Here is a 25,222-nt window from a genome sequence, read left to right as displayed (position 1 = left end):
GGTCGGTGGGTGCTGCAGGCAGGGCAGTAGAGCAGATGCATGTCTTCTCCGTGATGTGCCGGGGGAAAGTCCCCGGTGCCCATGAAGAAGGGGCGGCCTCCCGTGCCAGCGCCGGACGTTGTCCACGCGACACCGGAGACTCGGCGGCGTGGGAAGCACGCCTCCTCGCAAGCCCAGCACGCGCCGCAGCCGGAAGACCCCGGCGGATGAGTCGCGCGATCAGGCTCTGACGGCGAAGCAGGAGCGCTTCGTCCAGGAGTACCTCCTCGACCTCAACGCCACCCGGGCCGCCCGGGCTGCCGGCTACTCGGAGCGCACCGCCGAGTCGCAGGGCAGCCGCATGTTGAGGAATGTCAAGGTGTTGGAGTCCGTGGCGGCGGCCCAGAAGGCCCGGGCCGAGCGCGTCGAGGTGAAGGCGGACGACGTCCTGCGCGAACTGCTCCTCATCGCCCGGACGGACATCGGCGATGCCTTCAGCCCCACCGGGGCCCTCCTGCCGCTGAAGGAGATGCCGGCCCACCTGCGCCGGGCCATCTCCTCCATCGAGGTGGAGCAGCTCACCGTGGAGGGCGAGGCCATCGGCACCGTCGCGAAGGTGAAGCTCTGGGACAAGCCGAAGTCCCTGGAGCTGCTGGGCAAGCACCTGCGCCTCTTCGTCGACAAGGTGGAAACCACCGTCCAGTTCAGCCACGAGGACGCGCTGGGGGAGCTGGAATGAGCGCCCGCGCCCGTCGCCGTGCGGCCGAGCCGCCCCACCAAGGGGCGCGCCGCAAGCCTCTCTCCCCGCGCGAGAAGCGGATCCGCCAGCGGCTGAAGGACGACTTCCCGCACTACGCCTCGCGGTGCCTGCGCATCCGCCCGAAGGAGGTGACGGGCGGTGAGCTGCCGGCGCTGAAGCTCAACCGCGCGCAGCTGTACATCCACGAGCGGCTGGAGGCGCAGCTGAGGCGCCGGGGCTTCGTGCGCGCCATCGTCCTGAAGGGGCGCCAGCAGGGCTGCAGCACGTACGTGGAGGCGCGCTTCTACTGGAAGGTGAGCCACCTGAAGGGCGTGCGCGCCTACATCCTCACGCACGAGGACGCGGCGACGGTGAACCTCTTCGACATGGCGAAGCGGTACCACGACCATGTCCCGGCCCTGGTGAAGCCGTCGACGAGCGCCTCCAACGCGAAGGAGCTCCTCTTCGACAAGTTGTCCTCCGGCTACAAGGTGGGCACCGCGGGCGCGAAGGGGACGGGCCGCTCCTCCACCATCCAGTACTTCCACGGCAGCGAGGTGGCCTTCTGGCCCAACGCCGCGACGCACATGCGCGGCGTCATGGAGGGCGTGCCGACGGCGCCGGGCACCGAAGTCATCCTGGAGAGCACCAGCGACGGGCCCCAGGGCCTCTTCCACCACCTGTGCATGGCGGCGCAGAAGGGGGAGAACGACTTCGAGCTCATCTTCGTCCCGTGGTTCTGGCAGGAGGAGTACCGGCGCGAGGTGCCGCCGGGCTTCGAGCGCACCAGCGAGGAGGAGCGGTACGCCACCCTCTGCCGCGAGGCGCACGGCTTCGAGCTGGCCGACGCGCAGCTCGCCTGGCGCCGGGCGAAGATTTCCGTCTACGAGAAGGGCATCCACGACTTCCGCCGCGAGTACCCGGCGACGGTGGAGGAGGCTTTCAAGGCCGCGGCGGTGGGCGCGCTGTGGACGCAGGAGTTGCTGGACAACAGCCGTGCCGAGCTCCCGAAGGACGCCGAGGGCAAGCCGTTGCCCATGGTGCGCGTGGTGGTGGCGGTGGATCCGGCCGGCGGCGATGGGCCCGACAACGACGAGGTGGGCATCGTCTGCGCCGGCAAGGCCAGCAACGGCCACGCCTACGTGTGGCTGGATGCTTCGGGGAAGTACTCAGCGGAGGGGTGGGCGGCGAAGGCGCTGGCCCTCTACGAGAAGGAGCGCGCGGACGCCGTCGTGGGCGAGAAGAACTACGGCGGCGACATGGTGGAGACGAACGTCCGCACCAAGGCGCGCGAGACGAAGAAGCACGTCACCGTGAAGGTGGTGACGGCCACGCGCGGCAAGGCGAAGCGCGCGGCACCGGTGGCCGCCCTTTACGAGCGCGGGATGGCACACCACGTGGTGCGCCTCGCTGCCCTGGAGGACGAGCAGACGACGTGGGTGCCGGGCGAGTCGGACTGGAGCCCCAACCGCATGGACGCGGTGGTGTGGGCGCTGACGGAGCTGATGCTCGGCGAGGGCACGGCCACCTTCCAGGTGGGGAGCTACCGGTGATGGCCTGCCCGCTGCCGATGGAGCCCGCGCCGGCCCTCTACGTCTCTGATGGCTACCGCGTACGCTTGGCGCCCGGCGTCCTGGCGAAGGCCCTGCGCTTGGCGCGGGTGCGCGCCCCGCTGGAGACGGGCGGCCTGCTGCTTGGTGCCGTGGTGGACGGCGAGGCCCACGTGCTCGCCGTCACCAGCCCCGGGCGGCGTGCCGTGCGCGGGCGCGTGGGCTTCGAGGCGGACCGCGTCCGCGACAACCGCCTCCTGGGCCGGGTGCACCCGCGCCTGCGCTACCTGGGCGACTGGCACACCCACCCGGGCGGGCCCGCCAGGCTGTCGCGCACCGACGAGGCCTCTGTCCGCGAGTGCCTCGGCCCGGACAGGCCGGAGGTGCTGCACCTGCTGCTGTCCGGGCCGTCCGCCATGCAGGGCCACGTGGTGGCGAGTGTCTTCACCGCCGTGCGCGGCGAGGCGGCAATCCGCCGCATGGAGCCCGCGGAATGAGCGCCGCCGACGTCAGCACCCCCAGCAGCGCCTACCGGGCCATGCAGCCAGCCTGGGCCCTCGTGCTGGCCCTCCTTGGCGGCACCGGCACCATGCGCGCCGCCGGACGCACCTACCTGCCGCAGTACCACGCGGAGGAGGAGGCGGCGTACAGGGAGCGCCTCCAGCGCGCCGTCCTCCTCAACGTCTTCGGCAAGACAGCGCGCAACCTTGCCGCGAAGCCATTCGCCAAGCCGGTGCGCCTGGGCGAGTCCGCGCCCGAGCCGCTGCGCGTCCTGGTGGACGACGTGGACAGGCAGGGCAGCGACATCACTGCCTGGGCCCGCGGCGTCTTCCGGGATGGCCTGTCCAAGGGCCTCGCCCACATCCTCGTGGACTTCCCAGTGGTGGATCCGGAGGCGGTGCGGACGCTGGAAGACGAGCAGCGCGCGGGCCTCCGCCCGTACTTCGTGCACGTCTCCGCCGAGTCCCTCATCGCCGCGTATGCGGAAACGGTGGGCGGGGTGGAGGTGCTCACCCACGTGCGCATCCGTGAGAGCGAGACGCGCCGGGACGGCTTCGAAGAGGTGCTGGTGGAGCGGGTGCGCGTCCTCGAGCGCGACTCCTGGGCCGTCTACGAGCGCAGCGGCACCAGCGAGTGGAAGGAGGCGGCGAGCGGCCCCAACACTCTGGGCTTCATCCCCCTCGTCACCTGGTACGCCGGGGAACGCACCGCCCTGTGCGCCGCGAAGCCGCCGCTGATGGACCTGGCGGACAAGAACGTGGAGCACTGGCAGTCTGCCAGCGACCAGCGGAACGTCCTCACCGTGGCGCGCTTCCCCATGCTGGCCGCCTCCGGGCTGGAGCAGGACCGCGGGGAAGGGGAGTCGCGAGGCTCTGGGAAGGTGACGGTGGGGCCCCACGCGCTCCTCACCACCAGCAGCCCGCAGGGGAAGTTCTACTACGTGGAGCACACCGGCGCGGCCATCACGGCCGGCCGACAGGACCTGGAGGACCTGAAGGACGAGATGGCCATGCTGGGCGTGGAGCTCCTCGTCCGGAAGTCGGGCTCCACCACGGCCACCGAGAAGTCCATCAACACCGCCCAGGCTCACTCCGAGCTGCAGGCCATGGCGGAGTCCTTCAGCGACGCGCTGGAGCTGGCCTTCTACTTCGCGGCCCGGTGGCTGGGGCTGGAGGTGGAGGACGCGAAGCTGAAGGTGGAGGTGCACACCGACTTCGGCATCTCCGAGGCCGACGCGCAGGGCCTGGACGTCCTCTTCAAGGCGCGCGCGGCCCGGGAGATTTCCCGCGAGGCCTTCCTCGCCGAACTCAAGCGCCGCGGCGTCCTCATGGCCGACTTCGACGTGGAGGCGGACGGGGAGCGCCTGGCGAGCGAGGGGCCGGCGCTGGGCAGCCTGCGCACGGCGTCGACAGCTGGCGGCCAGGTGCCACCGGCCCAGCCCGGGCCCGCCGACGGGAGGACTGCATGACGCCCGCCATGTGCGCCCGTCTCTGGCGCTTCGCCCACAACGTCATCGCGCATCCGCTCATGGAAGTGCTCCCCGAGGCATGGGGGGATGCGCTGCACGACTGGACGGCCCGGCGGGCCTTCATCGAGCTGGACGCCGATGCGCGCCAGGGCGGTGTCCGGTGAGCACCGTCCGCCCCACCGCCAACGAGGAGCTGCTGGAGCGCTCCGTCGCGCACGCCGTCCAGTTGGAGCGCTACAAGGCTGGTGTCGCCCGGCGCGTGGTGGGCCTCCTCAATGACACGGAGGAGCGCCTCACGGAGCAGCTCGCCGCGCGCCTCCAAGCCATTGAGGACGCGGGCGGGTACGACGCCGGCCGCGAGACGACGGAGCGCATCGCCGGGCTGCTGTCCGAGGTGCGCACCCTCCGGGCCGGAGCCTACGCCGCCATCTCCAGCACGCTGCAGGAGGAGGCCGCCTCCTTCGCGGCGTACGAGGCCCGGTGGCAGGCGGCCCTGCTGGAGGAGACGCTCATCGTGGACGTCTCCATCGCCGCGCCCACGGCGGAGGTGCTGGAGGCGGCCGTCTTCTCCCGGCCCTTCAACGGCGCCGTCCTTGAGTCCTGGGTGAAGGGGATTGCGGAGGCGGACCTGGTGCGCATCGACCGCGCCGTCCAGGCGGGCGTGGTGGAGGGGCGCACGACGTCGCAGATCGTCCGGGACATCATGGGCACTCGCTCCGCGTCCTACTCGGACGGCGTCCTGGAGGTGACCCGGCGGGGCGCGGACGCGATGGTGCGTACCTCCCTCAACCACGTGGCCACCCAGGCCCGGGAGGAGGTGTACCGGGCCAACGCCGACCTCGTGACGGCTGTGCGTCTGGTTGCGACCTTGGACGGGCGCACCACGCTGCTGTGCATGTCGCTGGATGGGAAGGAGTTCCCCGTGCGGGAAGGGAAGCGGCCTCCTTTCCACCCCCGGTGCCGGACAACGACCATCCCCGTCATCGACGGCGTGCGCCTCGTGGGCGACCGGCCCACTGTCCGAGACACCCGGGACAGGCGGAACCGGGAAATCGACTTCCGGGCCGAGGCGAAGGCCGGCGAGGCCTGGAAGGACATGACGGAGAAGGAGCGCGGCGCGGCGGTGAAGCGCATCCGCGAGCGCTGGGCCAAGGAGAACATCGGCTCCGCGCCCAAGGGCCTGTCCTACGAGGACTGGCTGCGCCGTCAGCCCACCAGCTTCCAGGACGAGGTGCTGGGGCCCGCGCGCGGCCGCCTCTTCCGGGACGGAGGACTCCGCCTCGGCAGCTTCACCGACGCCAGCGGCAAGACGCTCACCTTGGACGAGCTGCGCGCCACCGAGGCCGCCGCTTTCAAGAAGGCACAGCTGTAGCCGGCCCTCCGGGCCGAGAAAGGCAGACACGTGGAATTCGAGTGGCAGCAGGAGTTGGACGCACTGGACATCGTCCCGGAGAAGTTCCGCGGGCTGTACGCGAAGGGGGAAGGGGAGGGCGCGAAGCACCTCCTCGACGCGGACGTGGTGAAGCGCATGGACACCACCAGCCTCAGCACCGCGCTGAAGAAGGAGCGCGACGCGGTGAAGGAGCTGAAGACCCAGGTGGCCGGCTACCAGAAGCTGGGGAAGACGCCCGAGGACGCGGAGAAGCAGGTGGGCGAGTTGCGCGCGCAGTTGGCCGAGGCGCAGAAGGGGAAGGAGGGCGCGGCCGCGTGGGAGAAGCAGCGCGCGGAGCTGGAGGCCGGGCACTCCAAGACGCTCACCGAGAAGGACTCCACCATCGAGCGCATGCGCACCACGTACCACCAGCGCGTGGCCAACGCGGAGGCGCTGGCCGCCATCGCCGACGCGAAGGGGAGCACGTCGCTGCTGTTGCCTTACGTCGAGCGTTATGTGAAAGTGATTGAGGAAGACGGTGACTTCTTGGCTCGAATTGTCGACGCGAAGGGTGAGCCTCGCGTCAACAAGTCGGGCGGCTACGTGACGACGCGGGAGTTCGTCGCGGAGCTCAAGAAGAATCCGGACTTCGCCCGGGCCTTCGAAAGCTCGGGTTCCTCCGGCAGCGGGACGCCGCCGGGGGGCAAAGCGGGCGGGACGCCCGGTGGTGAGAAGCTCACCTCTACGCAGCGCATCGCGAAGGGGTTGGCCGAGTTGAAGTAACCGTTTCAGGTTCGCGGGATGCGGCCTGAAACACACCGGGCGGGATGCCCGGACGCAGTCACTCTCCTCCCAAACCAGACGCGTCCATAGGGCTTTCCCCGGCCCTCGCCGTAGCGCGTCCGCCCACCCGTCTTCTTTTCCCTCTCACGCGAGGAAGAAAGCCTTTCCATGCCTTCCGTCATCCTTTCCGAGGCCGCCAAGCTGTCGCAGAACGACCTCGTCTCCGGCATCATCGAGAACATCGTCACGGTGGACCGCTTCTTCGAAGTGCTCCCCTTCGAGCCCGTCGAGGGCCCCGCGGCCGTCTACAGCCGGGAGAACGTCCTCGGTGACGTGCAGATGCTCGGCGTCGGCAACGCCATCACCGCGAAGGCGGCCACCACCTTCACCCAGGTGACGAGCCCGCTGAAGCGCATCGTCGGCGACGCCGAGGTGGACAACTTCATCGAGGCCACGCACTCGGACACGACGGACCAGCTCGCCGTGCAGGTGGCCGGCAAGGCGAAGGCGGTGGGCCGGAAGTACTCCAGCCTCCTCATCAACGGGACGGGCGCCAACGACGAGTTCATCGGCCTCCTGGGCCTCGCCAGCGCCGGCCAGACGCTGACGGCGGGCGCCAACGGCGCGCCTGTCTCCTTCGACCTGCTGGACGAACTGCTGGACGCGGTGAAGGCGAAGGACGGCCAGGTGGACTTCATGATGATGCACGCGCGCACCATCCGCTCGCTGAAGGCGCTGCTGCGCGCCCAGCCCGGCGCCGGCATCATCGAGACGCTGACGCTGCCGAGCGGTGAGGAAGTGCTGAAGTACGAGAATGTCCCCATCTTCCGCAACGACTGGCTTCCCACCAACCAGACGCAGGGCAGCAGCACGACGTCCACCAGCATCCTCGCCGGCTGCCTGGATGACGGCAGCCGCCGGGTGGGCATCGCCGGCCTGCACGCCAAGAAGGCCATGGGCATCCAGGTGGTGAAGATTGGCGAGTCCGAGACGAAGGACGAGTCCATCACTCGCGTGAAGTTCTACTGCGGCCTCGCCTGCTACAGCGACCTCGCGCTCGCCGTGGCGAAGGGCGTCACCAACTAGCAGCGGTGGGCACGGGCCGGACGAGGCGCCGCATGCGTCCTCCTGGCCCAGCGTGCCCGGCGCAGCACCTCTCAACCTCTCGGCCGGCGTGCGCTGGCCGCATTCCCTAGGAGTACTCCGTGGCTGCTCGTGTCGTGGAAGTGGAGCTGGTGGGCCCGAGGGCGGGGACGTCGTGTGTCCTCGCGGGCTTCGAATTCGTGGGCGGCGTGGCGCGGGTGCCCGCGGACGCGCAGTCGGCGCTGGACATCCTGGCGACGTACCACTCGGCGTACCCGCGCGAGTCGCGGGACTTCGAGGCCGCCCAGGCGAAGTGGGAGGAGCGCCAGTGGAAGGGCGACTCCGCGGGCGAGGCGTCCAGCACGAAGGAGGTGGCTCGCGCCCGGGAGGCGGTGGAGGACCTCAAGGCGGAGCTGGAAGCGTCGCGCCGCGAGCGTGAGGAACTCGCAGCCCGGCTGGCGCGCGCGGAGGGGGCGAAGTCCGGCAGCACGCCGGCCCCCGAGGCGTCCGCCGCGCCCGCCACCGAGTCCCAGGAGAAGCCGCCCAAGCCCGGCAAGGCGGCGAAGTAGTCCGCGCCCTCACCCGCGGAGGACACCCCCATGGCCCTCGACACCACCCCCGGCGGCCCGCTCGCCGACTCCTACTGCAACGTCGCGGAGGCGGATGCCTACCACGCGGCGCGCGGCCACAATGACGCCTGGGCCGCCGCCGACACCGAGGCGAAGGAGCGGCACCTGAAGTGGGCGACGTCTGTCCTGGACGCCCGCTGCGAGTGGCTGGGCGCGCGCGCTGACGCGGAGCAGGCCCTGGCCTGGCCGCGCCGGGGCGTCGTGCTGGACGGGTGTCCGCTGGCGGCTGACGCTGTCCCCCGGCGGGTGAAGTCCGCGGTGGCGGAGTTCGCCTTCCGGCTGCTGGGCGAGGACTGGACGGCCGGCCTCGGGCCCGTGGTGGACGAGGGCGTGCAGGTGGGCCCCCTGAAGACGTCGAAGGAGACGCACCGGCCCATCCCCTCCCAGGTGTTGGCGCTGCTGGGGCCCCTCGTCCAGGGCAGCGCCAGCGGCATCCGTGTCCACACCACGGTGCGCGGATGAGCGCCCAGGCCGACAGGTTGGCGAAGAAGGCGCTGGAGCTGGTGAAGCGCTTCGGCCAGCAGGCCACCCTCACGCGGCCCGGGCCGGGCACCTACGACGTGGCCACGTCGAAGGTGGTGGCCTCCACGGCGACGTACCCCGTCCAGGTGCTGGTGCAGGCGGACAGCGGCCAGGACAGGGAAGGGGACAGCCTCGCCGACGGCGGCACCACCCGCGCGGACCGGCGGAAGGTGCTCGTCGCGGCCGGCGGGCTGCCGGTGGTGCCGGCGCCGGGCGACACCGTGGGCCCCCTGGAGGGGCGCACCTGGCGCGTGCTGCGGACCGACCCGCCGACGCAGCTGGGCGGCACCCCCATCCTCTTCAACCTCCGGGTGTCCGCATGACGAAGGTGGACAGGCGCATCCGCAAGGGGGCCCGCTTCTCCAAGCAGGTGCAGGCCTTCGTGAAGGCCACCGAGGCGCGCGCCAATGAGGTGGTGCGCAAGACGGCGCTGGGCATCCTGGCCAACGTCGTCACCGCCTCCCCGGTGGACACCGGCCGCTTCCGGGGCAACTGGCAGGTGGGGCTGGGCGACAGGCCCGCCGGCACCGTGGACGCGGAGGACAAGGACGGCAGCGCCGCCGTCTCCCGCGAGGGCGCGAAGCTGGAGGGGGTGGAGCTGGGCGACACCGTCTTCATCACCAATAACCTGCCGTACGCTCGTCGGCTGGAGTTCGGCTGGAGTCGGCAGGCCCCGAAGGGGATGGTGCGCACCACCCTCGCTCAGGTGAATGAAATCCTCGAGGAGGCGGCGAAGTGAGCACCGTCCTCCTGGACATCCCCCGGGCGCTGGAGGCGCACGCCGCGGTGGTGCTGGCCCCCGTGGTGGGGGCGGACAACATCGCCTACCCCAACGTCGTCTACGCCCCGAAGGAGGGCACGCCCTGGGCGCGGGTGGACCACCTGCCCGCGCGCACGGCCGCCGCCGGGCTGGGCCAGGACGCGCAGACGCGCCACCCTGGCGTCTTCCAGGTGTCCCTCTTCTTCCCCCTCGGCGAGGGCGCCGGGCCCGCCAACACCGCAGCCCAGGCCGTGTGCGACGGCTTCGCGCGCGGCACCTCGCTGCAGGCGGGCGCCACCGTCGTCCGCATCCAGTCCGCTTCCGCCGGGCCAGGCCTCCGTGAGGAGCCCTGGTGGATGCGTCCCGTTTCCGTCTTCTGGCTCGTCCACGCGTAGCACCGTCGCCTCGCGCGACAGGAGAAACCCATGCCTTCCGCTTCCGGCCAGCGCACCGCGCTTCGCTTCACCTCCGAGGCCAGCTTCGGCGTCGCGGCCAGCACCGCCTACAAGGCCCTGCGCTTCACCAGCACCGGCCTCAACCTCTCGAAGGCCAACTACCAGTCCAACGAGATTCGGGCGGACCGGCACCTTTCCGACTTGCGTCACGGCATGGTGAGCGTCGGCGGGGACATCGGCTTCGAGCTCTCCCTGGGAACCTTCGATGACTTGCTGGAGGCCGCCCTCAGCGGCACCTGGGCCACGGCCACCACCGGCAGCGCCTCCCTCGCGGCGGACGCGGCCACGGGCACCCTGGTGCGCACCGCCGGCAGCTTCCTCACGGATGGCTTCCTGCCCGGGGACAAGGTGCTGGTGTCCGGCTTCGCGGAAGGCGGCAACAACGGCCGCGCCCGCGTCGAGGCCGTCACCGCCCTGGCCCTCACCGTGGACCTGGAGTTGGAGGACGACGTGGCCGCCGCCGGCCGCACCGTGGCGATGGTGGGCCGCCGGCTGAAGTCCGGCACAGTGCTGAAGACGTTCAGCTTCGAGCGCGCCTTCACGGACATCAACCAGTACGCCCTCTACCGCGGCTGCGCGGTGGACAGCCTGAAGCTCTCCATCAAGCCGGAGGAGATCATCACCGGCACCTTCACCCTGCTGGGCAAGGACATGCAGATGGCCACGGCGTCGCACGCGGCCACCGTCATGCCCCCGGGCACCAACAGCCCCTTCGACGCCTTCACCGGCAGCCTGCGCGAGGGCGGGCAGCTGGTGGCCAACGTCACGTCCCTGGACCTGGACATCACCAACGGACGCTCCACGAAGGGCGTCATCGGCCAGCGCTCCGCCACGGAGATTCACGAGGGAGGCTTCGGCGTGTCCGGCACCCTCAGCGCGTACTTCATGGGACAGGAGCTGCTGGCGAAGTTTTTGGACGAGGCCGAGTCCTCGCTGGAGGTGGTGCTGCAGGACGTCAACGGGACGGACTTCCACACCCTCCGGATTCCCCGCCTCAAGTACACGGGCAGCGAGCTCGACAATCCGAAGGAGGGCCCCGTCCAGGTGTCCATGCCCTTCACGGCGCTGCTCGACCCGGTGTCCGGCGCCTCCATCCTCTACCAGCGCAGCAACGCGTAGCAGCCCGCGTCCGCGCCCCTTCCACCCCTCACCACCAGGAGTCCCGCATGAGCACTGCCTCCGCCCCCTCCGGCTTTGACCTCTCCAGCCTCATCCGCCACGACACCCTCACCGTGGACATCCTCCACCCCGTCACCGGCAAGCCCACTGGTATGCAGGTGGAGGTGGCCAGTGCGGACTCGCCGCGCTACCGCGACGCCACGCGGGCCCTCATCGACAAGGCCACCGCCACGGCGCCGCGCGCCGGCCGCCGTGCCCGGCAGGAGACGCCCCGGGACATGGAGGCCGACGCGCTGGAACTGCTGGTGGCCTGCACCGTCTCCTGGACGGGCGTCCTGGAGGGCGTGGCGCAGGTGCCCCTCACGCCCGACAACGCCCGGCGCCTCTTCACCGCCCACCCGTGGCTGCGCCGCCAGGTGGACGAGGCAGTGGGGGACCGCGCGAGTTTTTTCGAGGAGAAGCCGAGCGACTCCTCGACTTCGCCCGCCACGAATTCCGCCTGAGCCGCACCGACGCGGAGGGCGTCTCCGTCCGTGCCCACCTGGAGCAGGTGGAGCGCGCCACCGGGAAGCCTCCGCCGGAGTTGCTGGAGGCGCCCCCGTTGCCTGAATCCCTCGCCCACGTGTGGGGGTGGTTCGCGGAGTTGTCCAACGCCCGCGGCGCCGGCGCCTTCACCATCAACCCCATCTCCTTCCCGGACATGGAGGCCTGGGGGCGCCTCTCCGGCAACCGGCCCACGCCCTTCGAGGTGCAGCTGCTCCGCCGGCTGGACGAAGTCTTCCTGGTCGAAATCTCGAAGAAGCAGTGACGGTGCTCAATGTCGTGCGCAATCAATTGCACTTGTCTACGAGTTCCTTCCACTCACGATAATCGTCGCTTCGGCATAGGACGAAAATGCATTCTTTGCTGATGTATGAACAGCAGGAGTGTGTCCCTTTCGTGGGACAGTAGGCCTGCTTCGCATCCTTGTACAACGCGGGCGCCTTGGGGGCCCAAGGTGGGACAGGAGGTGTGGGTTTGTCATCGGCCTCATCCACGAAGGCAGCGGCCATGCCCCGTAGTTCTGCAACGGGCTTGGTCATGGTGAGGCCTGTGTCCCGGTCCCGAAGTCCGATTTGGGTGAAGCCCTCGCGCTCAAGCTCCTCTTTTCCTGCATCCAACCCCTGTAATCGCTTCCGCATGTCCTCGCGGATCTGCTCCGCCGGCGTCGCTCCGTAGTTGCGAACCAACAACCAAGTGGAATGCCGTTCGCCAGTCGCCTCCCAGTATTCTTCGCCGTTGCCTTCCTTCTCGTTCATCTTCTGGATGTATGTGATTCGCGCCTGCTCCATCTCCTTCTCTCGCCGGTCGCAGGCAGAGAGGATCAGCAGACTCAAGAGGACGAGGTGTGCGCGCATGGTCAGAAGCCGACCACAAGCCGCCGATCATCGCCACTGGCTACATCCACCAGGGGTCTACGTGACCCTTCCTTTCCCAACCTCCCTTGCAGCAACCGAGGACCATCATGTCTGGCGGTTTTGACCTTGCTGAGCTGAGCCTCCGCATCGACACCTCCGAAGCGAAGGAGGCCGTCACGTCCCTGGGGGGGCTGGAGGAGGCCGCCGAGAAGACGGAGCGGAAGACAACTGGGCTGGAGAACGCCACCGAGGCCCTCACCAAGGCCTTCGCCCGCGCGACGCGGGGCCTGGGCAACACGTCGAAGGCGCTGGCCGACATCCGGGCAGCCTCCTCGCACCTCTCGGTGCTGGAGCAGTCCGCCGCGAAGATTCAGACGGCCTTCACCGCGACGGCGACCGCGACGGGGGCGCTGGAGGCTCAGCTCATGTCCCTGGGGGGCGCGGCCGGGAAGCTCCAGGCGACGCTTGCGGACACCTCCGCTCTGTCGCGCTTCCTGACGCACGTGGAGTCCCTCAACAAGCGCTTCGACGAGATGGGGAAGCAGAAGGAGGGGGTGGCGGACGCCCTCCGCAAGGCGAAGGAGGAGGCCGCGAAGGCCGAGCCCCCAGTGAGCAAGTTTGCGGACGGGATGAAGCGGCTGGTGGGCCAGTTCGTCGGTGTCGCCGCGGCAGGGGCTGCCATCAAGGGGGCCACCGAGGAGGCGTTGCGCTTCTCGACGGCCATGGCCCAGGTGTCCACCGTGCTGGAGGAGGATCAGCTTGGGATGATGGACTCCCTTACCGCGAAGGTGAAGGAGTTGGGGAACCAGTTCGGCAGGACGCCCACGGACCAGGCCGGAGCCCTCTACGAAATCCTCAGCGCGGGCGCGAGCGACGCAGCGAAGGCCACGGAGCTTCTCACCGTGTCCAACAAGCTGGCCATCGGCGGCGTGACGGACGTGAGGACGGCGGCGGACGGCCTGACAGGCGTCATGGCTAGCTACGGGAGCCAGCTGCGCAACGTCACCCAGGCAGCGGACATGATGTTCGTGAGCGCCGCGGATGGGAAGACGAGCATCGAGGAGTTGGCGCGCTTCATCGGCCGCGTGGCGCCGGTGGCTTCCCAGACGGGCGTCAGTCTCGCGGAGTTGCTCGCGGCCACGGGCGCCCTCACGAAGAACAACATCCAGACGTCCACGGCCATGGAGGGCCTGCGCGCCATCATCGCCGCCACCGCGAAGCCGTCCCACGAAGCAGCGAAGCTCGCGGACGCGCTGGGCCTGGAGTTCTCTGTCACCGCACTGAAGGCCAAGGGGCTCGCCGGGTTCCTCCAGGACGTGAACGAGAAGACGCGTGGCAGCACCGAGGAGATGGCCATGCTCTTCGGAGGCGTGGAGGCGCTGCTGCCGGTGATGACTCTCACCGGCACCGCCTCCGCGGACTTCGCGGCCTCCCTGAAGCACATGCAGGACTCCGCCGGACGTACGGAAGCCGCCTTCAACAAGATGGCGAGCACGCCCCAATTCGCCCTGGACCAGCTCCGCGCGCGCTTCTCGGAGCTCCAGGGCGAGGTGGGCGGCGACATCCTCTCCGCGACGGAGCCGGGTGTCCGGGCGCTGACGGAGAACTTCGAGACGGCCACCTACGCGGTGAAGCTCTTCGGAGAGTCGCTGGTGGTGGTGGCGGCCATGCGCGGGGCCGCATGGGCCCAGGAGTGGGTGAAGGGGCTGGTGGCGAAGTCCACCGCGCTCACCCAGGCGCGCGAGTCCGCCGCGAGCGCCGCGCTCGCCGAGGCGAAGTACGCCCGGGCCGCTGACGAGAGCCGCATCGCCGCGCTCCGCTCGGCGCAGGCGATGCTGGAGAAGAAGCTCGCGGCGCTCCAGGCTTCGGCGGCCGTGGAAGGCAGCCTCATGTCGGCGACGAAGCGTGCCACGCTGGCTTCCACGGAACTGGCGCTGGCGAAGGTGAGGGAGGCGTCAGCCATCGAGGGCGCGTCCCTGGCGGCGCGCGCGGGGAAGACGGCGCTGGAGTTCATGGGTGGCCCCATCGGCATCATCACCGGCGCCCTCACCACGGCTGTTGCCCTCTGGCACGAGTACGGCAAAGCCGCCGAGGACGCGAAGGAGAAGACGCGGCAGTTCGCCCAGGAGAGCGGAGCCAACGCCACACGTGGCAGTCAAATCGCGGAGAACCTCATCCGCGAGACGAAGGCACTCAAGGACTACGAGCAGGCGCAGAAGGCTGCCACCATCGCTCGCACGGAGATGGCGTCATTGGGGGGCAGGTATCAGGACGCCCTGAAAAACGTCGGCAACTCGGCTGAGGATATCGTCAGGGTCTACGAGAGCCTCTCCCAAGAGGACTTGGTGGCGGCCCTGGCTGAAATTGACCGACTCGAAAAGGAGATCAATGACCCCATCAAGGGTGTGAAGCGACAGATTGTGATCAGGCACGTCATGGAGGAAGGAAAGGGAGTGAATGCAGGGCGCGATGTGCCGTTTTCAAAGATTCGCGCGGACCCGACCTACACCAAAGACATCGAGGAGCGCCTCCTTCCCTTGGAAAAGGATCTTGCCATCCAGCAGCAGCGCGCGGCTGACATCGAGAAGAGCCTCCAGCGGGTGCGGACAGCACGAGCGGAAGACGCGAAAGTGAGCGCGGCCGCTGCGAAGGAGAGCACCGCCAACACGAAGGCCTCGCTCAAGGAGGCCGAGCAGGAAGAGAAGGCCCGCGAGAAGCTGCTCAAGCGCCAGGAGCAGTGGCTGATGAACCTGGAGGAGGAGGCGCGCACCCTCGGCAAGACGAAGGACGAGGCGAAGGAGCTCTCCGACGAGTACCGCTCGCTGAAGGACCCGAAGATGATCGCGCGAGCGGACGCGGCCATCGCCCAGCTGGAAGCCCTCCGAAAGCAGAAGGAGGAGACGGAGCGGGTGAAGAAGGCAGAGGAGGAGCGGACGCGCGTGCTCCAGAGCCTCAACCGCGAGCTGGGCAACCAGGACACCGAAAAGTACAGCCAGGCCCAGAAGGTCCTCCGCGAGGAACTCGAGGCCGGGCGCCTCAAGGCCGCAGAGTTCGAAGCCGCGATGAAGAAGGCCCGGGCGATGTGGACGCCGGAGGGCAAGGCCGAGGCAGCGCTGAAGACGGAGATGGACCAGCTCGCCAAGCAGATCAACCCCACGGCGGAGCTGCAGAAGCGCCTGGAGATGGTGAAGCAGCTCTTCGCCGACGGGCGCATCACCGCGGAGCAGTACCGGCAGGAGGTGGAGCGACTCCAGGACCAGCTCCACGGCGGCTTCTCCTACACGAAGGAGATCGTCGGCACGGCCACCCAGCACATGGCCGACGCCTTCGCGAACTTCGTCACCACGGGCCGGCTGGAGTTCTCCGCCCTGGTGGACGGCATCCTGAAGGACCTGGCGCGGCTCGCGGCGCAGAAGGCCTTCATGGCCCTCGTCAACCTGGGCATGGACGCCCTCAGCGGCGTGGGCTCGTCCAGCGGGGGGGCGCCCACGTTGGTCGGCGGCGCGGACATGAGCAGCACCTACGGCTTCATGCTGGGCGGCGCGCACGCGGCTGGTGGGCCCGTCCGTGCGGCCCAGGCGCACCTGGTGGGCGAACTCGGGCCGGAGCTCTTCATCCCCTCCAGCTCCGGCCGCATCGTCCCCAACGAGGCGCTTGGGGGAGGGGACGTCCACCAGTCCATCTCCATCACCATCAGTTCGGACGGCTCCTCCCAGGTGAGCGCGTCAGGGGAGGGTGGACGCGCGGAGGCGGAGCGCCTGGGCCGACGCCTCGCGGATGCTGTGCGCAAGGTGATGCGCGAGGAGATGGCCCCGGGCGGGATGACGTACACGTTCGTTCGGGGGAGGTAGGAGAAGAGGGGAGGGGCGTACCTCCGTCCCTGGTCGAGACACCGACCAGGGGTATGGGGAGAACGGACAGTCCGTCAAATTTTTAGATCAATTCGTTACGTGGTTGGCATGCACAACCACATCACGAAGCGCGTCAAGACGTCGTCCATCCTCCGCACCACCGCGTGGCTCTCTCTCCTCTACGCGGTTATCCACCTGTTGTTGCTCTTGCCTGCGGTGCTCGGCCTGCTCGCGCCGTTCTTCTAGAGGTAGCGCCGCCGCCCGCCCGGCAGGATTCTCAGGGCGGGCAGTGTGCGTCTCCGAGGCGCGGTCACAGATCCACCAGTAGATCTGCCAGGGCCTCGTGGGCGCCGGCCTTACGGTGCGGCGCGGCCAGATCCAGCCGCGTGTCCAGATCCTCCGGCGTGCGCGCGCAGGACTCCGCGAGCAGGCGCCGGGCCGCGTCCGTGCGATTCGCGAGCACGGCGGCGGTGGCGGCCTTGCGCGTGAGGGCCACGCGCTCTGCCTCGCGCGGGGCATCCACGTCCGCGGGCGGCAGCGACAGCACCGCCTCGAAGCCCTCCAGCGCGGCGCGAGCATCCGTGAGAAGCCGAGGTTTGCTCCGGCGGACGCGCGCGAGCGCGAACGTCGCGTCGCGCTCCAGCGCTTCGGCGAGGAAGGCCTCCTCGCGGCTGGTGCCCACGGTCAGCAGCAGCACGCGGAAGAGCATCTCACGCCCGCCCGTGCATCCGGCACCCGCGTGGCCCGCCGCGCGTACAGCCGCGCCACCTTCAGCTTCTCGCCGCGCTCCAGTTCCAACTTGGCTAGCGCCTGCGGCTCGTAGTCCTCCATGGAGAGGGCCCCTATCCGCGTGGCGAGATGGCGCCAAAGGGGATGCACACACAGACCTGTGCGGAGCAGTGAGACTCAAACCCACGGGTCGCTGGCGACCATGTCTTTCCTACATATGTTGATGTAGGCAGCAAGGCATGATTGAGTATGCTCAACTTCGCCAGTTAACACTGAAATGTTCGCAGCAGGGGAGCTGCGGCCTTTTTCAATTGGTGGGGAGCAATGGCGCAGACAAGCCTTGTTTTGGAACTTCAGTCGTTGGCTCAATCGAACGCAACGGACTTGTCCGAGTTGTTGCGACGCTCAAAAGTCGTTGCGGTAAAGTTAAAGCTTGATGATTTTAAGAGGTGGGTTGACTGCGAAGCCAATGGATACCAGCCAGGAGTCAGTGTTCCGAAGTATCGGAACATCTCGACGCAGCTCATGGCAAGAAATCCTTATAATGGCTTGATACCGATACACTTCCTTAAGGATGGTGCGGCAAGTCGCCACTTCTCGTCAGTGCCCAACCGACAGCCAGTCGGTCAGATTGTTCATCTCCTATCGGGTACTGAAAGCGATCGGCTTACCATTGAGCTCTCTCCAAAGGAGATGGATGCTCTCCTTAGGAGCGATGAACGATATGAAATGATGCCGCCAATTAGGGTGGTGAATCGCAGTAGCTTGGCAGGAATTTTGGATGCCGTGCGAAATGAGATTTTGCACTGGTCGCTTGATTTGGAGTCACGTGGTGTTCTTGGTGAGGGAATGACGTTCACGCGGGAAGAAAGAAAGGCTGCCGAAACAATGACAATTAACAATTATGGTTCGCTTATTCAGGGTGATAACGCCAGTATGGCTACGGCAGACAGTTCGCCAGGTGCGACTGTTACGACTGCAACTGGGGGAGCGCAGGTCGAACAGCGGCTGAAGACATTTATTTCGACATCCCAGCAGCATAGCGAGGAACTGGGCAATGCACTCAAGGCGCTCGCAGAAGCGATCGGTAAGAGTCGCGATATGCCTGAAGCCAACAAGGCGGAAGCGAAGGAGCAGCTTGCTTTTGTCGCCGAGCAGTGTGCTCTGCCGGAGGAACGTCGCCTTTCAAAGAGCATCATCAAGCCGATGCTTTTGGGACTCCGCGAGACCCTCTCTCTCGGCGCTGATGTTCTACAGGTGTGGAGCGTTTACGGAACAGTAATTGGTACAATGCTCGGTATTGTCCTGTCGTAGGCGGGTTGAGACGGGCCGGTGCCTCTCCGGGGGCCGCCGTCCACGCCCCATCCGAAGATGGCCAGCATGCGCAAGCTGATTCTCGGCAGGGGGCGGTAGGCCGTGGAGCGTTTTCCCTTCACCCCAGACTACGGCGCCCAGGCGGACTCGGTGCCCCGGGTTCGCAAGGCACAGTTCGGCGAGGGCTACACCCAGCGCTCCGGGGACGGCATCAACCCCGTCCTGCGTCGCTGGGCCCTCCAGTTCTCCAACCTCACGAAGGTGGACGCGGACGGCCTGGAGTCCTTCTTGCGCGCTCGCGCGGGCGTCGAGTCCTTCGAGTTCGTCACCCCGGACACGGCCTGGGCCGTCGCCGCGCAGCCGTTCGGGGTAGGGGACGGGGCCCGGACGCAGTGGCTGCTCCAGCGACGGCTTTCCCTGGAGGTGCCGGAGCTGCTGGTGCCCGCCACGGGCTGGACGGCGCCGCCCATAGTCTACGTCGCGGGCGTCGCCCAGGTGGCGGGTACCGCTTACGTGCTCTCCGCCACGGGGCTGGTCACCTTCGCCGCAGCGCCGGCCGCCGGTGCTGCGCTCACCTTCATCGGGGCGGGCGAGCTGGTGGCGCACGTCGTGTGCGAGGAGTGGCACCGGACCGCGAAGGGCTTCAACGCCTACGACTTCAGCGCGACGTTTCAGGAGGAGGCAGGGTGAGCATCGCCAGCGACATCCAGAGGATGGACGCGGGGGCCCTCGTGGAGCTCTTCGTCCTGGACGCCACCAACCTGCCTGGCGGGGGCGTCAGCCACTTCCACGCGGGTACCAACGGCCTTCGCGGGCCCGTCGTCTGGCAGGGCATGGCCTACGAGCCCTGGGCCATCCAGGTGAAGGGCTTCGACAAGTCGGGCATGGGCCGGCTGCCCCGGCCCACGCTGACGCTCGCCAACGTCGCCGGCACCATCGGCGCCATGGCGCGGGACCTGAACGATCTGCTGGGCGCGCGCGTTCTCCGGAAGCGCACCTTCGCCCGCTACTTGGACGCGGTGAACTTTCCCGGGGGCGTCAACCCCACCGCCTCGCCGCTGGACGCCTTCCCGGACGACGAGTTCGTGGTGGACCAGAAGACGGTGGAGAACAAGCACGTCATCGAGTTCAGCCTGGCCGCGAAGTGCGACCTGGACGGCGTGCGCATCCCCCTGCGCATCATCACGCAGATGTGCCCCTGGGAGTACCGCGGTGAGGGATGCGGCTACGCAGGGCCCCCGGTAGCGAAGCTGGACGACACGGCCACGTCCAGCGCCACCGAGGACCGCTGCGGGAAGCGACTCGCGAGTTGCAAGCTGCGCTTCGGGGAGAAGAGCGTCCTTGCGTACGGAGGGTTCCCGGCAGTGGGGCTTATTCGCTAGTAGATTTGTTCTGAGTGTTTTGGATTGGTGCGGACGGCAGGTCTGCTTGGTCGAGTTCGGAGGGTAGTATTCTCCGGCTCATTGCATCTTCAAGGGCTTCGATCTCCGCATCGATCTTGTTTGGAATGTCTAGTCGCTTGGTGATTTCGTGTGAGCCGATGTGTTCGGCGATGCGATATTCGATGTCTGTGATGGCGTTCTGGATCTTGTTTACGACGCCCATTGCCTGTTTGTAGAGGCCGTGGCTGAGGAGCATTCTGTTTATTACGATCTTGTTTCTTGCGTCGTCGCAGGCTTTGGTGGCGTCGGAAATGCGCTTGCGTCTAAGGATTTCGTGAATTCGTTTGGCGCCTTCATTTAGGTTTTCTGGAAATAGTCGGACGATCTCTCTTGCTTCAAGCTGCGGTGTCTTTGCGTCTTTGAGTAATCGGCGGATGTCGGAACGACTGTAGCCTTCGTATGTTTGTTCGGAGATGATCCCGGATAGGCCGAGATATCTTCCCTGGGCTATGCGAGTTAGCCTCGCGACATCCAGAAGTTCTGTGTGGATGCTGTTCGTGGCTAGCTGGGCTCGGATGATTTGCTTGTTGAGTTCGTGCCGGAGTTGTTCGTTTTGTGTTGCGAGCTGCGCCTTGGCGTGCTCGACGGCGGTGTTGGACTCTCGCTGGAGGTTTGATTTGAGGGTTTCTATGTAGCTTGCTGATTTAATGTTCAGTTCGGCCTTGTAGTGTTCAAGATTCTTGTCGAAATGGCCTTGGAGAAAGCGTTCGATTGCGCGCTGCGTTCCATTGGAGAAAATGGATACAAACGTTGTTCCTCCGCCTAGTGCAATGAGGAGTGCGTAAAGTGTGTCCACGTGATCGCCGGGTCTATGTGCGCGAGTTGGTTTGGGAGCCTTACGGGGTGAGTTGGGCCCGTCAAGTTCCGTAACGGGTAGCGCGTGGATGTTGTCCACGCCCACCGCGACCATGTCGGCATGGTCGACCCTTGCCGGCTGACGCTGGCCGATGACGTCCTGGGCGCCGCGCTCGCCCACGCCCAGGCAGACTACCCCCGCGAGTCCTGCGGCCTCGTGGTGCTGGTGGACGGCTCCCAGCGGTACCGCCCCTGCCGGAACCTCGCCGCCGGCCAGGCGCACTTCGTCCTCTCCCCGGAGGACTACGCCCAGGCGGAAGGGGAGGGCGAGGTGGTGGCGGTGGTGCACTCCCACCCCAACGCCGCGCCGGAGCCGAGCGAGGCGGATCGGGTGATGATGGAGCGCTGGGGCCTGCCCTGGCTCATCCTCAACGTGCCCGTGGGGCACTGGCGCCTCTGTTACCCGGACGGCTACCGGCCGCCGCTGGTGGGCCGCACCTTCAGTCACGGCGTCCTGGACTGCTACTCCCTCATCCAGGACTACTACCGGGAGCGCCTGGGCCTAGCGCTGCCCGACTTCGAGAGGCCGGACGACTGGTGGGCGAAGGGCGGCAACCTCTACCTGGAGGGCTTCGGCCGCGCGGGCTTCGTGGACGTGACGGGGCAGCCCCTGCGCGAGCACGACGTCCTCCTCATGCAGCTGCGCGCCCCGGTGCCCAACCACGCGGGCGTGTACCTGGGCGGGGACGTCCTCCTGCACCACGTCATGGGGCGCCTCTCCGGCCGGGAGACGTACTCCGGCTTCTGGGCGCGCATTACCCAGCGCGTCGTGAGGCACGCCTCCCGATGCTGACGACCATCGTCCTGGGCGGGCCCCTGGGGAGGCGCTTCGGCCGCGTCTGGAAGCTGGACCTCTCCGTGCCCTCGCCTGCGGAGGCCGTGCGGGCCCTCTCGGCCGTCTGTGACGGCTTCCGGCGCTACCTCGCGGAGAACAGCGAGCCCGGCTACCACGTCTTCGCGGGCAAGCGAGACGTGCGGGAGGGCGACCTGGGCATGCCCACCGGTGCGCGCGTGCTCACCGTCATGCCCGCGCTGGCCGGTGCGAAGTCTGGCTGGTTCCAGGTGGTGGCGGGTGCGGTGCTCATCGCCGCCGGCGCCGTCCTCACCGTCTACGGGTATGGCGCGGGCGTGCCCCTCATCACCGCGGGCATCTCCCTGGTGGTGGGCGGCGTCTCGCAGCTCCTCTTTGCCCCGCCCACCGCCACCGGGCCGGACGAGGCCGACGCCAACAAGCCCAGCTACGTCTTCAACGGCCCCGTCAACACGCTCGCCCAGGGCCACCCGGTGCCCATCTGCTACGGGGAGATGGAGGTGGGCAGCTGCGTCGTCTCCGCCGGAATCGTCACCGAGTGGTCCGACGGCGGCTTCGGGGGCAGCGGTGGCAGCGGGCAGACGGGGCCAGGCGGAACCCCAGCGGGCGGCGGCACGTGCCCCGCGCCGTGGGTGCCGATTCTCCTGGCGGACGGGCGCGAGGTGCCCGCAGGCGAAGTCCAGGTGGGCATGCTGGTGCGCACCCAGGACGAGGAGACGCTGGAGTGGGGCGACTTCCCCGTTACCGCCGCGGAGTCCGCCGAGGGCGTGCGGTGGCTGCTGGAGCTGGAGGACGGCAGGCGCCTGGAGGCCACCGGCAACCACCGCGTGCGGACGGAAGACGCCTGGGTGGAGCTGCGCCACCTCGCGGCCGGCGCGCGGCTGGTGGGCGCGCGGCCGGGCGTGGTGCGCCAGGTGACGCGCGGCGAGCGCGGGCCGGTGGTGCGCCTCACCGTGGCGGGCGCGCACACCTACGTCTCCGACGGCCTCCTCAGCCACAACGTGAAGAAGGCGGACCCGACGGTGGTGGACTGACATGGGCGGAAGCAGCGGAGGAAAAGGAGAGGGCGGCGCTCAGCGCACCCCCGTCGAGTCTCCCAACACGTTGAAGTCCAGCTCCAAGGCGCGCGTGTTGGACTTGCTGTGCGAGGGGGAGATTCAGGGCCTCGTGGACGGGCTGAAGTCCGTCTACCTGGACGGCGTCGCCATCCAGAATCCCGATGGCACCTTCAACTTCACGGGCGTCACCGTGTACGACGTGAAGGGCACGCAGTCGCAGGAGTACATCCCCGGCGTCCCCTCCGGCGAGGCTGAGTACTCCGTGGGCGTGGAGGTGAAGCACGCCGCGCCGGTGGTGCGCACAGTCTCTGACCCGGAGGTGGACGCCGTGCGCGTCACCCTCCAGGTACCCCAGCTCACCTACCAGGACCCCACGACGGGCGACTTGAAGCCCACCCGCGTCCTCGTCTCCATCGCGGTGCAGAGCAATGGGGGCGGGTACGTGGTGCAGTCCTTCCAGGACGCAGAGCTCTTCCGGGGGAAGTGCACCAGCCCCTACGAGCGCACCTTCCGCGTGGAGCTGACGGGCTCGCCACCCTGGGACATCCGCGTCACGCGCGTCAGCGAGGATGCGGACAGCGTGACGACGCAGAACAAGGTCCTCTGGAAGTCCTACGCGACGCTGCTGGACGAGAAGCTCAGCTTTCCCAACACCGCGCTGTGCGCGCTGCAGGTGGCGGCCAGCCAGTTCTCCAGCATCCCCACGCGCAGCTACCGCATCCGCGGGCTGCGGGTGCGCGTGCCCAGCAACTACAGCCCCGTGGCCCGGACGTACGCGGGCACCTGGGACGGCACGTGGAAGGTTGCCTGGACGGACAACCCTGCCTGGTGTTTCTACGACCTCCTCACGACGAAGCGCTACGGCCTGGGCCGCTACCTCAACGAGGCCGCGGTGGACAAATGGGGCCTCTACACGGTGGCGAAGTACTGCGACGAGCTGGTGCCGGACGGGAAGGGCGGCATGGAGCCGCGCTTCCGCTGCAACCTCTACCTCCAGACGCAGGAGGACGCGTACAAGGTCATCAACAACCTCGCGTCCGTTTTCAGAGGCATGACGTACTGGGCCTCCGGCGCTGTCTTCGTCGCCCAGGACGCGCCGCGCGACGCCGAGTACCTCTTCACGCCGGCCAACGTGGTGGACGGCCTCTTCACGTACGCCTCCAGCGGGAAGCGCGCGCGGCACACCGTCGCGCTGGTGACGTGGAATGACCCGGACAACCACTTCAAGGCGGCGCAGGAGTACGTCACCGACGAGGAGGGCCTCGCCACCTACAGCTACAACCCCACCGAGGTGGTGGCGCTCGGCTGCACCTCCCGGGGCCAGGCGCAGCGCGTGGGCCGGTGGTTGCTCCTCACCGAGAGGCTGGAGACGGAGACGGTGACGTTCCGCACCGGCTTCGAGGGCGCCATGCGCAACCCCGGCGCCATCGTGAAGCTTCAGGACCCGTACCGGGCCGGACGTCGGTGGGGCGGTCGCGTGGTGGCCGCCACCCCCAGCCAGGTGGAACTCGACGCGGACGTCACCCTGGAAGCGGGGAAGACGTACGCCCTCTCCGTGGTGCTGCCGGACGGCACCGTGGAGGAGCGCCCGCTGGCCGCGCTCGCGCCGGCGCCCTACCGCGCCCTCACCGTGGCGCCGCCCTTCTCGGCCGCGCCACAGCCCCAGGCCGTCTGGGTGCTGGCCGCGTCCGACTTGACGCCCACCCTCTGGCGCATCCTCAACGTGGCCGAGGTGGAGCCGCACCTCTACGAAATCACCGCCCTGCGCCACGAGCCGGGGAAGTACGCGGAGGTGGAGTACGGGGTGAAGCTGCAGCCGCTGCCCACGTCCGTGCTGCCTTCGTCGGCGCCACCCGCAGGCCTGGCGGTGGGCGAGTCGCTGTACAAGACGACGAATGGCGGCGTGAAAGTCATGGTGACGGCCCGGTGGACGCAGGTGGCCACCGCCACCGAGTACCGGGTGCGCTGGCAGCGTGAGGGCGGCAACTGGACGTCGGAGACGCCGGTGCAGACGCACTACTGGGAGCTGCTGGACTGCCTGCCGGGCGCGTACACCGTGCAGGTGGCCGCCGTCCTCAACGGCCTCGTCACCACCTACGCCTCGGCCAGCTACACCGTCGTGGGCAAGGCCGCGCCACCCTCCGACGTGACGGGCCTCACCTGTGCCCTCAACGGCAGCACCGCGACGCTGCGCTGGGCGGAGGTGCCGGACTTGGATAGGGACACCTACGAGCTGCGCTACGGCGCCAGCTGGGAGGCCGGCACCCTCATCGGCAAGGTGCGGGCCACCACGTACGAGTGGGCCTTGCCGGCGCCGGGCATCAACCTGCCGGTGCATGTGAAGGCCATCGACACCTCGGGCAACTACAGCGCCAGTGCGGCGAGCGTCCTGGTGGTGTCCGTGCCCACGGTGCCAGCCACCCTCACGCTGGGGATTTCGTCCACGCCGCCTCCCTAAACGGGAGGGCATGCGCTCGCGCGAGCAGGAGGAGGCGGCCGGCATCTACGACCGCGAGGTGGACGGCGTCCGCTCTCCGCAGCTCATCAAGTCGCGCTACCTGGACATTCGCTGGACGCACGAGGAGCAGCTCCCCGCGCACCTCCTCGCGGGCTTCCAGGTTGTCGTGTACGAGGGCGGCGACCCTAACAACACGGACAGCTACCTGCTGGAGCCGCGAAAGTTCGGACCCTCGGAGCGGCGGTGGGTGGCGCCGCTGAAGCTGACGCTGCAGACGGAGGTGCAGTGCGCTGTCCAGGCCCTCTACACCAACGGCAGCCAGAGCAGTTGGCGCGTCCTCGGCGGTG

The 25,222-nt window shown here is 68.3% G+C and carries 29 protein-coding genes; 25 read left to right on the top strand and 4 right to left on the bottom strand.

Features of this window, described 5'->3' with window-relative positions:
- Positions 1–148 precede the first annotated feature (148 nt).
- The 16 genes from D7Y15_RS23190 to D7Y15_RS23120 all read left to right on the top strand — a co-directional run bounded on the left by D7Y15_RS23190 (position 149) and on the right by D7Y15_RS23120 (position 11,768).
- The gene (locus D7Y15_RS23190) at positions 149–718 is read left to right on the top strand and encodes a terminase small subunit (protein WP_199745974.1); all 570 of its coding nucleotides are present in this window, start codon (positions 149–151) and stop codon (positions 716–718) included.
- Complete coding sequence (locus D7Y15_RS23185) at positions 715–2,271, top strand: hypothetical protein (RefSeq protein ID WP_121753949.1); 1,557 nt, start codon at positions 715–717, stop codon at positions 2,269–2,271. The genes D7Y15_RS23190 and D7Y15_RS23185 overlap by 4 nt, the downstream gene beginning before the upstream one ends.
- Positions 2,271–2,765 (top strand): Mov34/MPN/PAD-1 family protein, encoded by a 495-nt coding sequence (locus tag D7Y15_RS23180; protein WP_121753948.1) that lies wholly within the window; start codon positions 2,271–2,273, stop codon positions 2,763–2,765. Before D7Y15_RS23185 ends, D7Y15_RS23180 begins: the two co-directional genes overlap by 1 nt.
- Positions 2,762–4,237 (top strand): DUF4055 domain-containing protein, encoded by a 1,476-nt coding sequence (locus tag D7Y15_RS23175; protein WP_121753947.1) that lies wholly within the window; start codon positions 2,762–2,764, stop codon positions 4,235–4,237. The genes D7Y15_RS23180 and D7Y15_RS23175 overlap by 4 nt, the downstream gene beginning before the upstream one ends.
- Complete coding sequence (locus D7Y15_RS44760; protein WP_158629095.1) at positions 4,234–4,401, top strand: hypothetical protein; 168 nt, start codon at positions 4,234–4,236, stop codon at positions 4,399–4,401. Before D7Y15_RS23175 ends, D7Y15_RS44760 begins: the two co-directional genes overlap by 4 nt.
- Complete coding sequence (locus D7Y15_RS23170; RefSeq protein WP_158629094.1) at positions 4,398–5,609, top strand: minor capsid protein; 1,212 nt, start codon at positions 4,398–4,400, stop codon at positions 5,607–5,609. Before D7Y15_RS44760 ends, D7Y15_RS23170 begins: the two co-directional genes overlap by 4 nt.
- A 30-nt stretch (positions 5,610–5,639) precedes the next feature.
- Positions 5,640–6,392 (top strand): hypothetical protein, encoded by a 753-nt coding sequence (locus tag D7Y15_RS23165; RefSeq protein WP_121753945.1) that lies wholly within the window; start codon positions 5,640–5,642, stop codon positions 6,390–6,392.
- Positions 6,393–6,560: 168 nt separating this feature from the next.
- Positions 6,561–7,478: a major capsid protein gene (locus tag D7Y15_RS23160; RefSeq protein ID WP_121753944.1), complete on the top strand. Its 918-nt coding sequence runs from the start codon at positions 6,561–6,563 to the stop codon at positions 7,476–7,478.
- 119 nt (positions 7,479–7,597) lie between these two features.
- Entirely contained in the window at positions 7,598–8,044 is a 447-nt protein-coding gene (locus D7Y15_RS23155; protein WP_148712840.1) for a hypothetical protein, read from the top strand.
- 30 nt (positions 8,045–8,074) lie between these two features.
- Complete coding sequence (locus D7Y15_RS23150; protein ID WP_121753942.1) at positions 8,075–8,566, top strand: DnaT-like ssDNA-binding protein; 492 nt, start codon at positions 8,075–8,077, stop codon at positions 8,564–8,566.
- Positions 8,563–8,949, top strand: coding sequence for a hypothetical protein (locus D7Y15_RS23145; protein ID WP_148712839.1), 387 nt, complete (start codon positions 8,563–8,565; stop codon positions 8,947–8,949). Before D7Y15_RS23150 ends, D7Y15_RS23145 begins: the two co-directional genes overlap by 4 nt.
- Positions 8,946–9,365: an HK97 gp10 family phage protein gene (locus tag D7Y15_RS23140; RefSeq protein WP_121753940.1), complete on the top strand. Its 420-nt coding sequence runs from the start codon at positions 8,946–8,948 to the stop codon at positions 9,363–9,365. Before D7Y15_RS23145 ends, D7Y15_RS23140 begins: the two co-directional genes overlap by 4 nt.
- Positions 9,362–9,781: a phage tail terminator-like protein gene (locus tag D7Y15_RS23135; RefSeq protein WP_121753939.1), complete on the top strand. Its 420-nt coding sequence runs from the start codon at positions 9,362–9,364 to the stop codon at positions 9,779–9,781. The genes D7Y15_RS23140 and D7Y15_RS23135 overlap by 4 nt, the downstream gene beginning before the upstream one ends.
- A 30-nt stretch (positions 9,782–9,811) precedes the next feature.
- Positions 9,812–10,960, top strand: coding sequence for a phage tail tube protein (locus D7Y15_RS23130; protein ID WP_121753938.1), 1,149 nt, complete (start codon positions 9,812–9,814; stop codon positions 10,958–10,960).
- 47 nt (positions 10,961–11,007) lie between these two features.
- Positions 11,008–11,463, top strand: coding sequence for a hypothetical protein (locus D7Y15_RS23125; RefSeq protein WP_121753937.1), 456 nt, complete (start codon positions 11,008–11,010; stop codon positions 11,461–11,463).
- Between the two features lie 47 nt (positions 11,464–11,510).
- Entirely contained in the window at positions 11,511–11,768 is a 258-nt protein-coding gene (locus D7Y15_RS23120) for a hypothetical protein (RefSeq protein ID WP_121753936.1), read from the top strand.
- A 22-nt stretch (positions 11,769–11,790) separates the two neighbouring features.
- On the opposite strand, the gene D7Y15_RS44225 is transcribed toward D7Y15_RS23120, so the two are convergent.
- Positions 11,791–12,357, bottom strand: coding sequence for a hypothetical protein (locus D7Y15_RS44225; protein WP_148712838.1), 567 nt, complete (start codon positions 12,355–12,357; stop codon positions 11,791–11,793).
- A 107-nt stretch (positions 12,358–12,464) separates the two neighbouring features.
- Here D7Y15_RS44225 and D7Y15_RS23115 point away from each other — a divergent pair, with 107 nt between their 5' ends.
- Together D7Y15_RS23115 and D7Y15_RS44755 are read left to right on the top strand one after the other, a co-directional pair.
- Positions 12,465–16,208, top strand: a complete 3,744-nt coding sequence (locus tag D7Y15_RS23115; RefSeq protein WP_121753935.1) for a phage tail tape measure protein — start codon at positions 12,465–12,467, stop codon at positions 16,206–16,208.
- A gap of 108 nt (positions 16,209–16,316) precedes the next feature.
- Positions 16,317–16,454: a hypothetical protein gene (locus tag D7Y15_RS44755; RefSeq protein WP_158629093.1), complete on the top strand. Its 138-nt coding sequence runs from the start codon at positions 16,317–16,319 to the stop codon at positions 16,452–16,454.
- A gap of 64 nt (positions 16,455–16,518) precedes the next feature.
- Here D7Y15_RS44755 and D7Y15_RS23110 read toward each other — a convergent pair whose 3' ends face one another.
- Both D7Y15_RS23110 and D7Y15_RS46790 read right to left on the bottom strand, forming a co-directional pair.
- A complete protein-coding gene (locus D7Y15_RS23110) occupies positions 16,519–16,917 on the bottom strand; it encodes a hypothetical protein (protein ID WP_368667403.1) in 399 nt (132 codons plus the stop codon).
- The gene (locus D7Y15_RS46790) at positions 16,893–17,039 is read right to left on the bottom strand and encodes a hypothetical protein (protein ID WP_368667402.1); all 147 of its coding nucleotides are present in this window, start codon (positions 17,037–17,039) and stop codon (positions 16,893–16,895) included. Before D7Y15_RS46790 ends, D7Y15_RS23110 begins: the two co-directional genes overlap by 25 nt.
- A 222-nt stretch (positions 17,040–17,261) precedes the next feature.
- Between D7Y15_RS46790 and D7Y15_RS44220 the strand changes: the two genes are divergently transcribed.
- The 3 genes from D7Y15_RS44220 (at position 17,262) to D7Y15_RS23100 (ending at position 19,633) form a co-directional block, all read left to right on the top strand.
- A complete protein-coding gene (locus D7Y15_RS44220) occupies positions 17,262–18,251 on the top strand; it encodes a hypothetical protein (protein ID WP_148712837.1) in 990 nt (329 codons plus the stop codon).
- Between the two features lie 102 nt (positions 18,252–18,353).
- Positions 18,354–18,941 carry a phage tail protein gene (locus D7Y15_RS23105; RefSeq protein ID WP_121753934.1) on the top strand — a complete coding sequence of 196 codons (588 nt, stop codon included), beginning with the start codon at positions 18,354–18,356 and terminating at the stop codon, positions 18,939–18,941.
- Positions 18,938–19,633 carry a phage minor tail protein L gene (locus D7Y15_RS23100; protein WP_199745973.1) on the top strand — a complete coding sequence of 232 codons (696 nt, stop codon included), beginning with the start codon at positions 18,938–18,940 and terminating at the stop codon, positions 19,631–19,633. Before D7Y15_RS23105 ends, D7Y15_RS23100 begins: the two co-directional genes overlap by 4 nt.
- Here the strand turns inward: D7Y15_RS23100 and D7Y15_RS44215 are convergent.
- Positions 19,623–20,603, bottom strand: coding sequence for a hypothetical protein (locus tag D7Y15_RS44215; protein WP_148712836.1), 981 nt, complete (start codon positions 20,601–20,603; stop codon positions 19,623–19,625). The two genes, D7Y15_RS23100 and D7Y15_RS44215, sit on opposite strands and share 11 nt — an antisense overlap.
- A 6-nt stretch (positions 20,604–20,609) precedes the next feature.
- Here D7Y15_RS44215 and D7Y15_RS23095 point away from each other — a divergent pair, with 6 nt between their 5' ends.
- The 4 genes from D7Y15_RS23095 to D7Y15_RS23080 form a co-directional block, all read left to right on the top strand.
- On the top strand, positions 20,610–21,341 hold the full coding sequence (locus D7Y15_RS23095; protein WP_121753933.1) for a C40 family peptidase: 732 nt from the start codon (positions 20,610–20,612) through the stop codon (positions 21,339–21,341).
- Entirely contained in the window at positions 21,335–22,393 is a 1,059-nt protein-coding gene (locus D7Y15_RS45320) for a hypothetical protein (protein ID WP_199745972.1), read from the top strand. Before D7Y15_RS23095 ends, D7Y15_RS45320 begins: the two co-directional genes overlap by 7 nt.
- Before the next feature lies 1 nt (position 22,394).
- The gene (locus D7Y15_RS23085; protein WP_121753932.1) at positions 22,395–24,875 is read left to right on the top strand and encodes a host specificity protein J; all 2,481 of its coding nucleotides are present in this window, start codon (positions 22,395–22,397) and stop codon (positions 24,873–24,875) included.
- A 10-nt stretch (positions 24,876–24,885) separates the two neighbouring features.
- A partial coding sequence (locus tag D7Y15_RS23080; RefSeq protein ID WP_148712835.1) for a hypothetical protein occupies positions 24,886–25,222 on the top strand: 337 nt, incomplete at its 3' end.

The organism is Corallococcus sp. AB030 (genome assembly GCF_003668965.1).
Classification (GTDB): domain Bacteria; phylum Myxococcota; class Myxococcia; order Myxococcales; family Myxococcaceae; genus Corallococcus; species Corallococcus exiguus.
This window is presented reverse-complemented; position numbering and strand designations above follow the sequence as displayed.

Excerpts from the sequence above, each read along its gene's own strand:
- D7Y15_RS23185 (WP_121753949.1), top strand. The coding sequence starts at position 715 with ATGAGCGCCCGCGCCCGTCGCCGTGCGGCCGAGCCGCCCCACCAAGGG.
- D7Y15_RS23180 (WP_121753948.1), top strand. The coding sequence starts at position 2,271 with ATGGCCTGCCCGCTGCCGATGGAGCCCGCGCCGGCCCTCTACGTCTCT.
- D7Y15_RS23175 (WP_121753947.1), top strand. The coding sequence starts at position 2,762 with ATGAGCGCCGCCGACGTCAGCACCCCCAGCAGCGCCTACCGGGCCATG.
- D7Y15_RS44760 (WP_158629095.1), top strand. The coding sequence starts at position 4,234 with ATGACGCCCGCCATGTGCGCCCGTCTCTGGCGCTTCGCCCACAACGTC.
- D7Y15_RS23160 (WP_121753944.1), top strand. The coding sequence starts at position 6,561 with ATGCCTTCCGTCATCCTTTCCGAGGCCGCCAAGCTGTCGCAGAACGAC.
- D7Y15_RS23150 (WP_121753942.1), top strand. The coding sequence starts at position 8,075 with ATGGCCCTCGACACCACCCCCGGCGGCCCGCTCGCCGACTCCTACTGC.
- D7Y15_RS23145 (WP_148712839.1), top strand. The coding sequence starts at position 8,563 with ATGAGCGCCCAGGCCGACAGGTTGGCGAAGAAGGCGCTGGAGCTGGTG.
- D7Y15_RS23140 (WP_121753940.1), top strand. The coding sequence starts at position 8,946 with ATGACGAAGGTGGACAGGCGCATCCGCAAGGGGGCCCGCTTCTCCAAG.
- D7Y15_RS23130 (WP_121753938.1), top strand. The coding sequence starts at position 9,812 with ATGCCTTCCGCTTCCGGCCAGCGCACCGCGCTTCGCTTCACCTCCGAG.
- D7Y15_RS23125 (WP_121753937.1), top strand. The coding sequence starts at position 11,008 with ATGAGCACTGCCTCCGCCCCCTCCGGCTTTGACCTCTCCAGCCTCATC.
- D7Y15_RS44225 (WP_148712838.1), bottom strand. The coding sequence starts at position 12,357 with ATGCGCGCACACCTCGTCCTCTTGAGTCTGCTGATCCTCTCTGCCTGC.
- D7Y15_RS23115 (WP_121753935.1), top strand. The coding sequence starts at position 12,465 with ATGTCTGGCGGTTTTGACCTTGCTGAGCTGAGCCTCCGCATCGACACC.
- D7Y15_RS44755 (WP_158629093.1), top strand. The coding sequence starts at position 16,317 with ATGCACAACCACATCACGAAGCGCGTCAAGACGTCGTCCATCCTCCGC.
- D7Y15_RS23110 (WP_368667403.1), bottom strand. The coding sequence starts at position 16,917 with ATGCTCTTCCGCGTGCTGCTGCTGACCGTGGGCACCAGCCGCGAGGAG.
- D7Y15_RS46790 (WP_368667402.1), bottom strand. The coding sequence starts at position 17,039 with ATGGAGGACTACGAGCCGCAGGCGCTAGCCAAGTTGGAACTGGAGCGC.
- D7Y15_RS44220 (WP_148712837.1), top strand. The coding sequence starts at position 17,262 with ATGGCGCAGACAAGCCTTGTTTTGGAACTTCAGTCGTTGGCTCAATCG.
- D7Y15_RS44215 (WP_148712836.1), bottom strand. The coding sequence starts at position 20,603 with ATGGTCGCGGTGGGCGTGGACAACATCCACGCGCTACCCGTTACGGAA.
- D7Y15_RS23095 (WP_121753933.1), top strand. The coding sequence starts at position 20,610 with ATGGTCGACCCTTGCCGGCTGACGCTGGCCGATGACGTCCTGGGCGCC.
- D7Y15_RS45320 (WP_199745972.1), top strand. The coding sequence starts at position 21,335 with ATGCTGACGACCATCGTCCTGGGCGGGCCCCTGGGGAGGCGCTTCGGC.
- D7Y15_RS23085 (WP_121753932.1), top strand. The coding sequence starts at position 22,395 with ATGGGCGGAAGCAGCGGAGGAAAAGGAGAGGGCGGCGCTCAGCGCACC.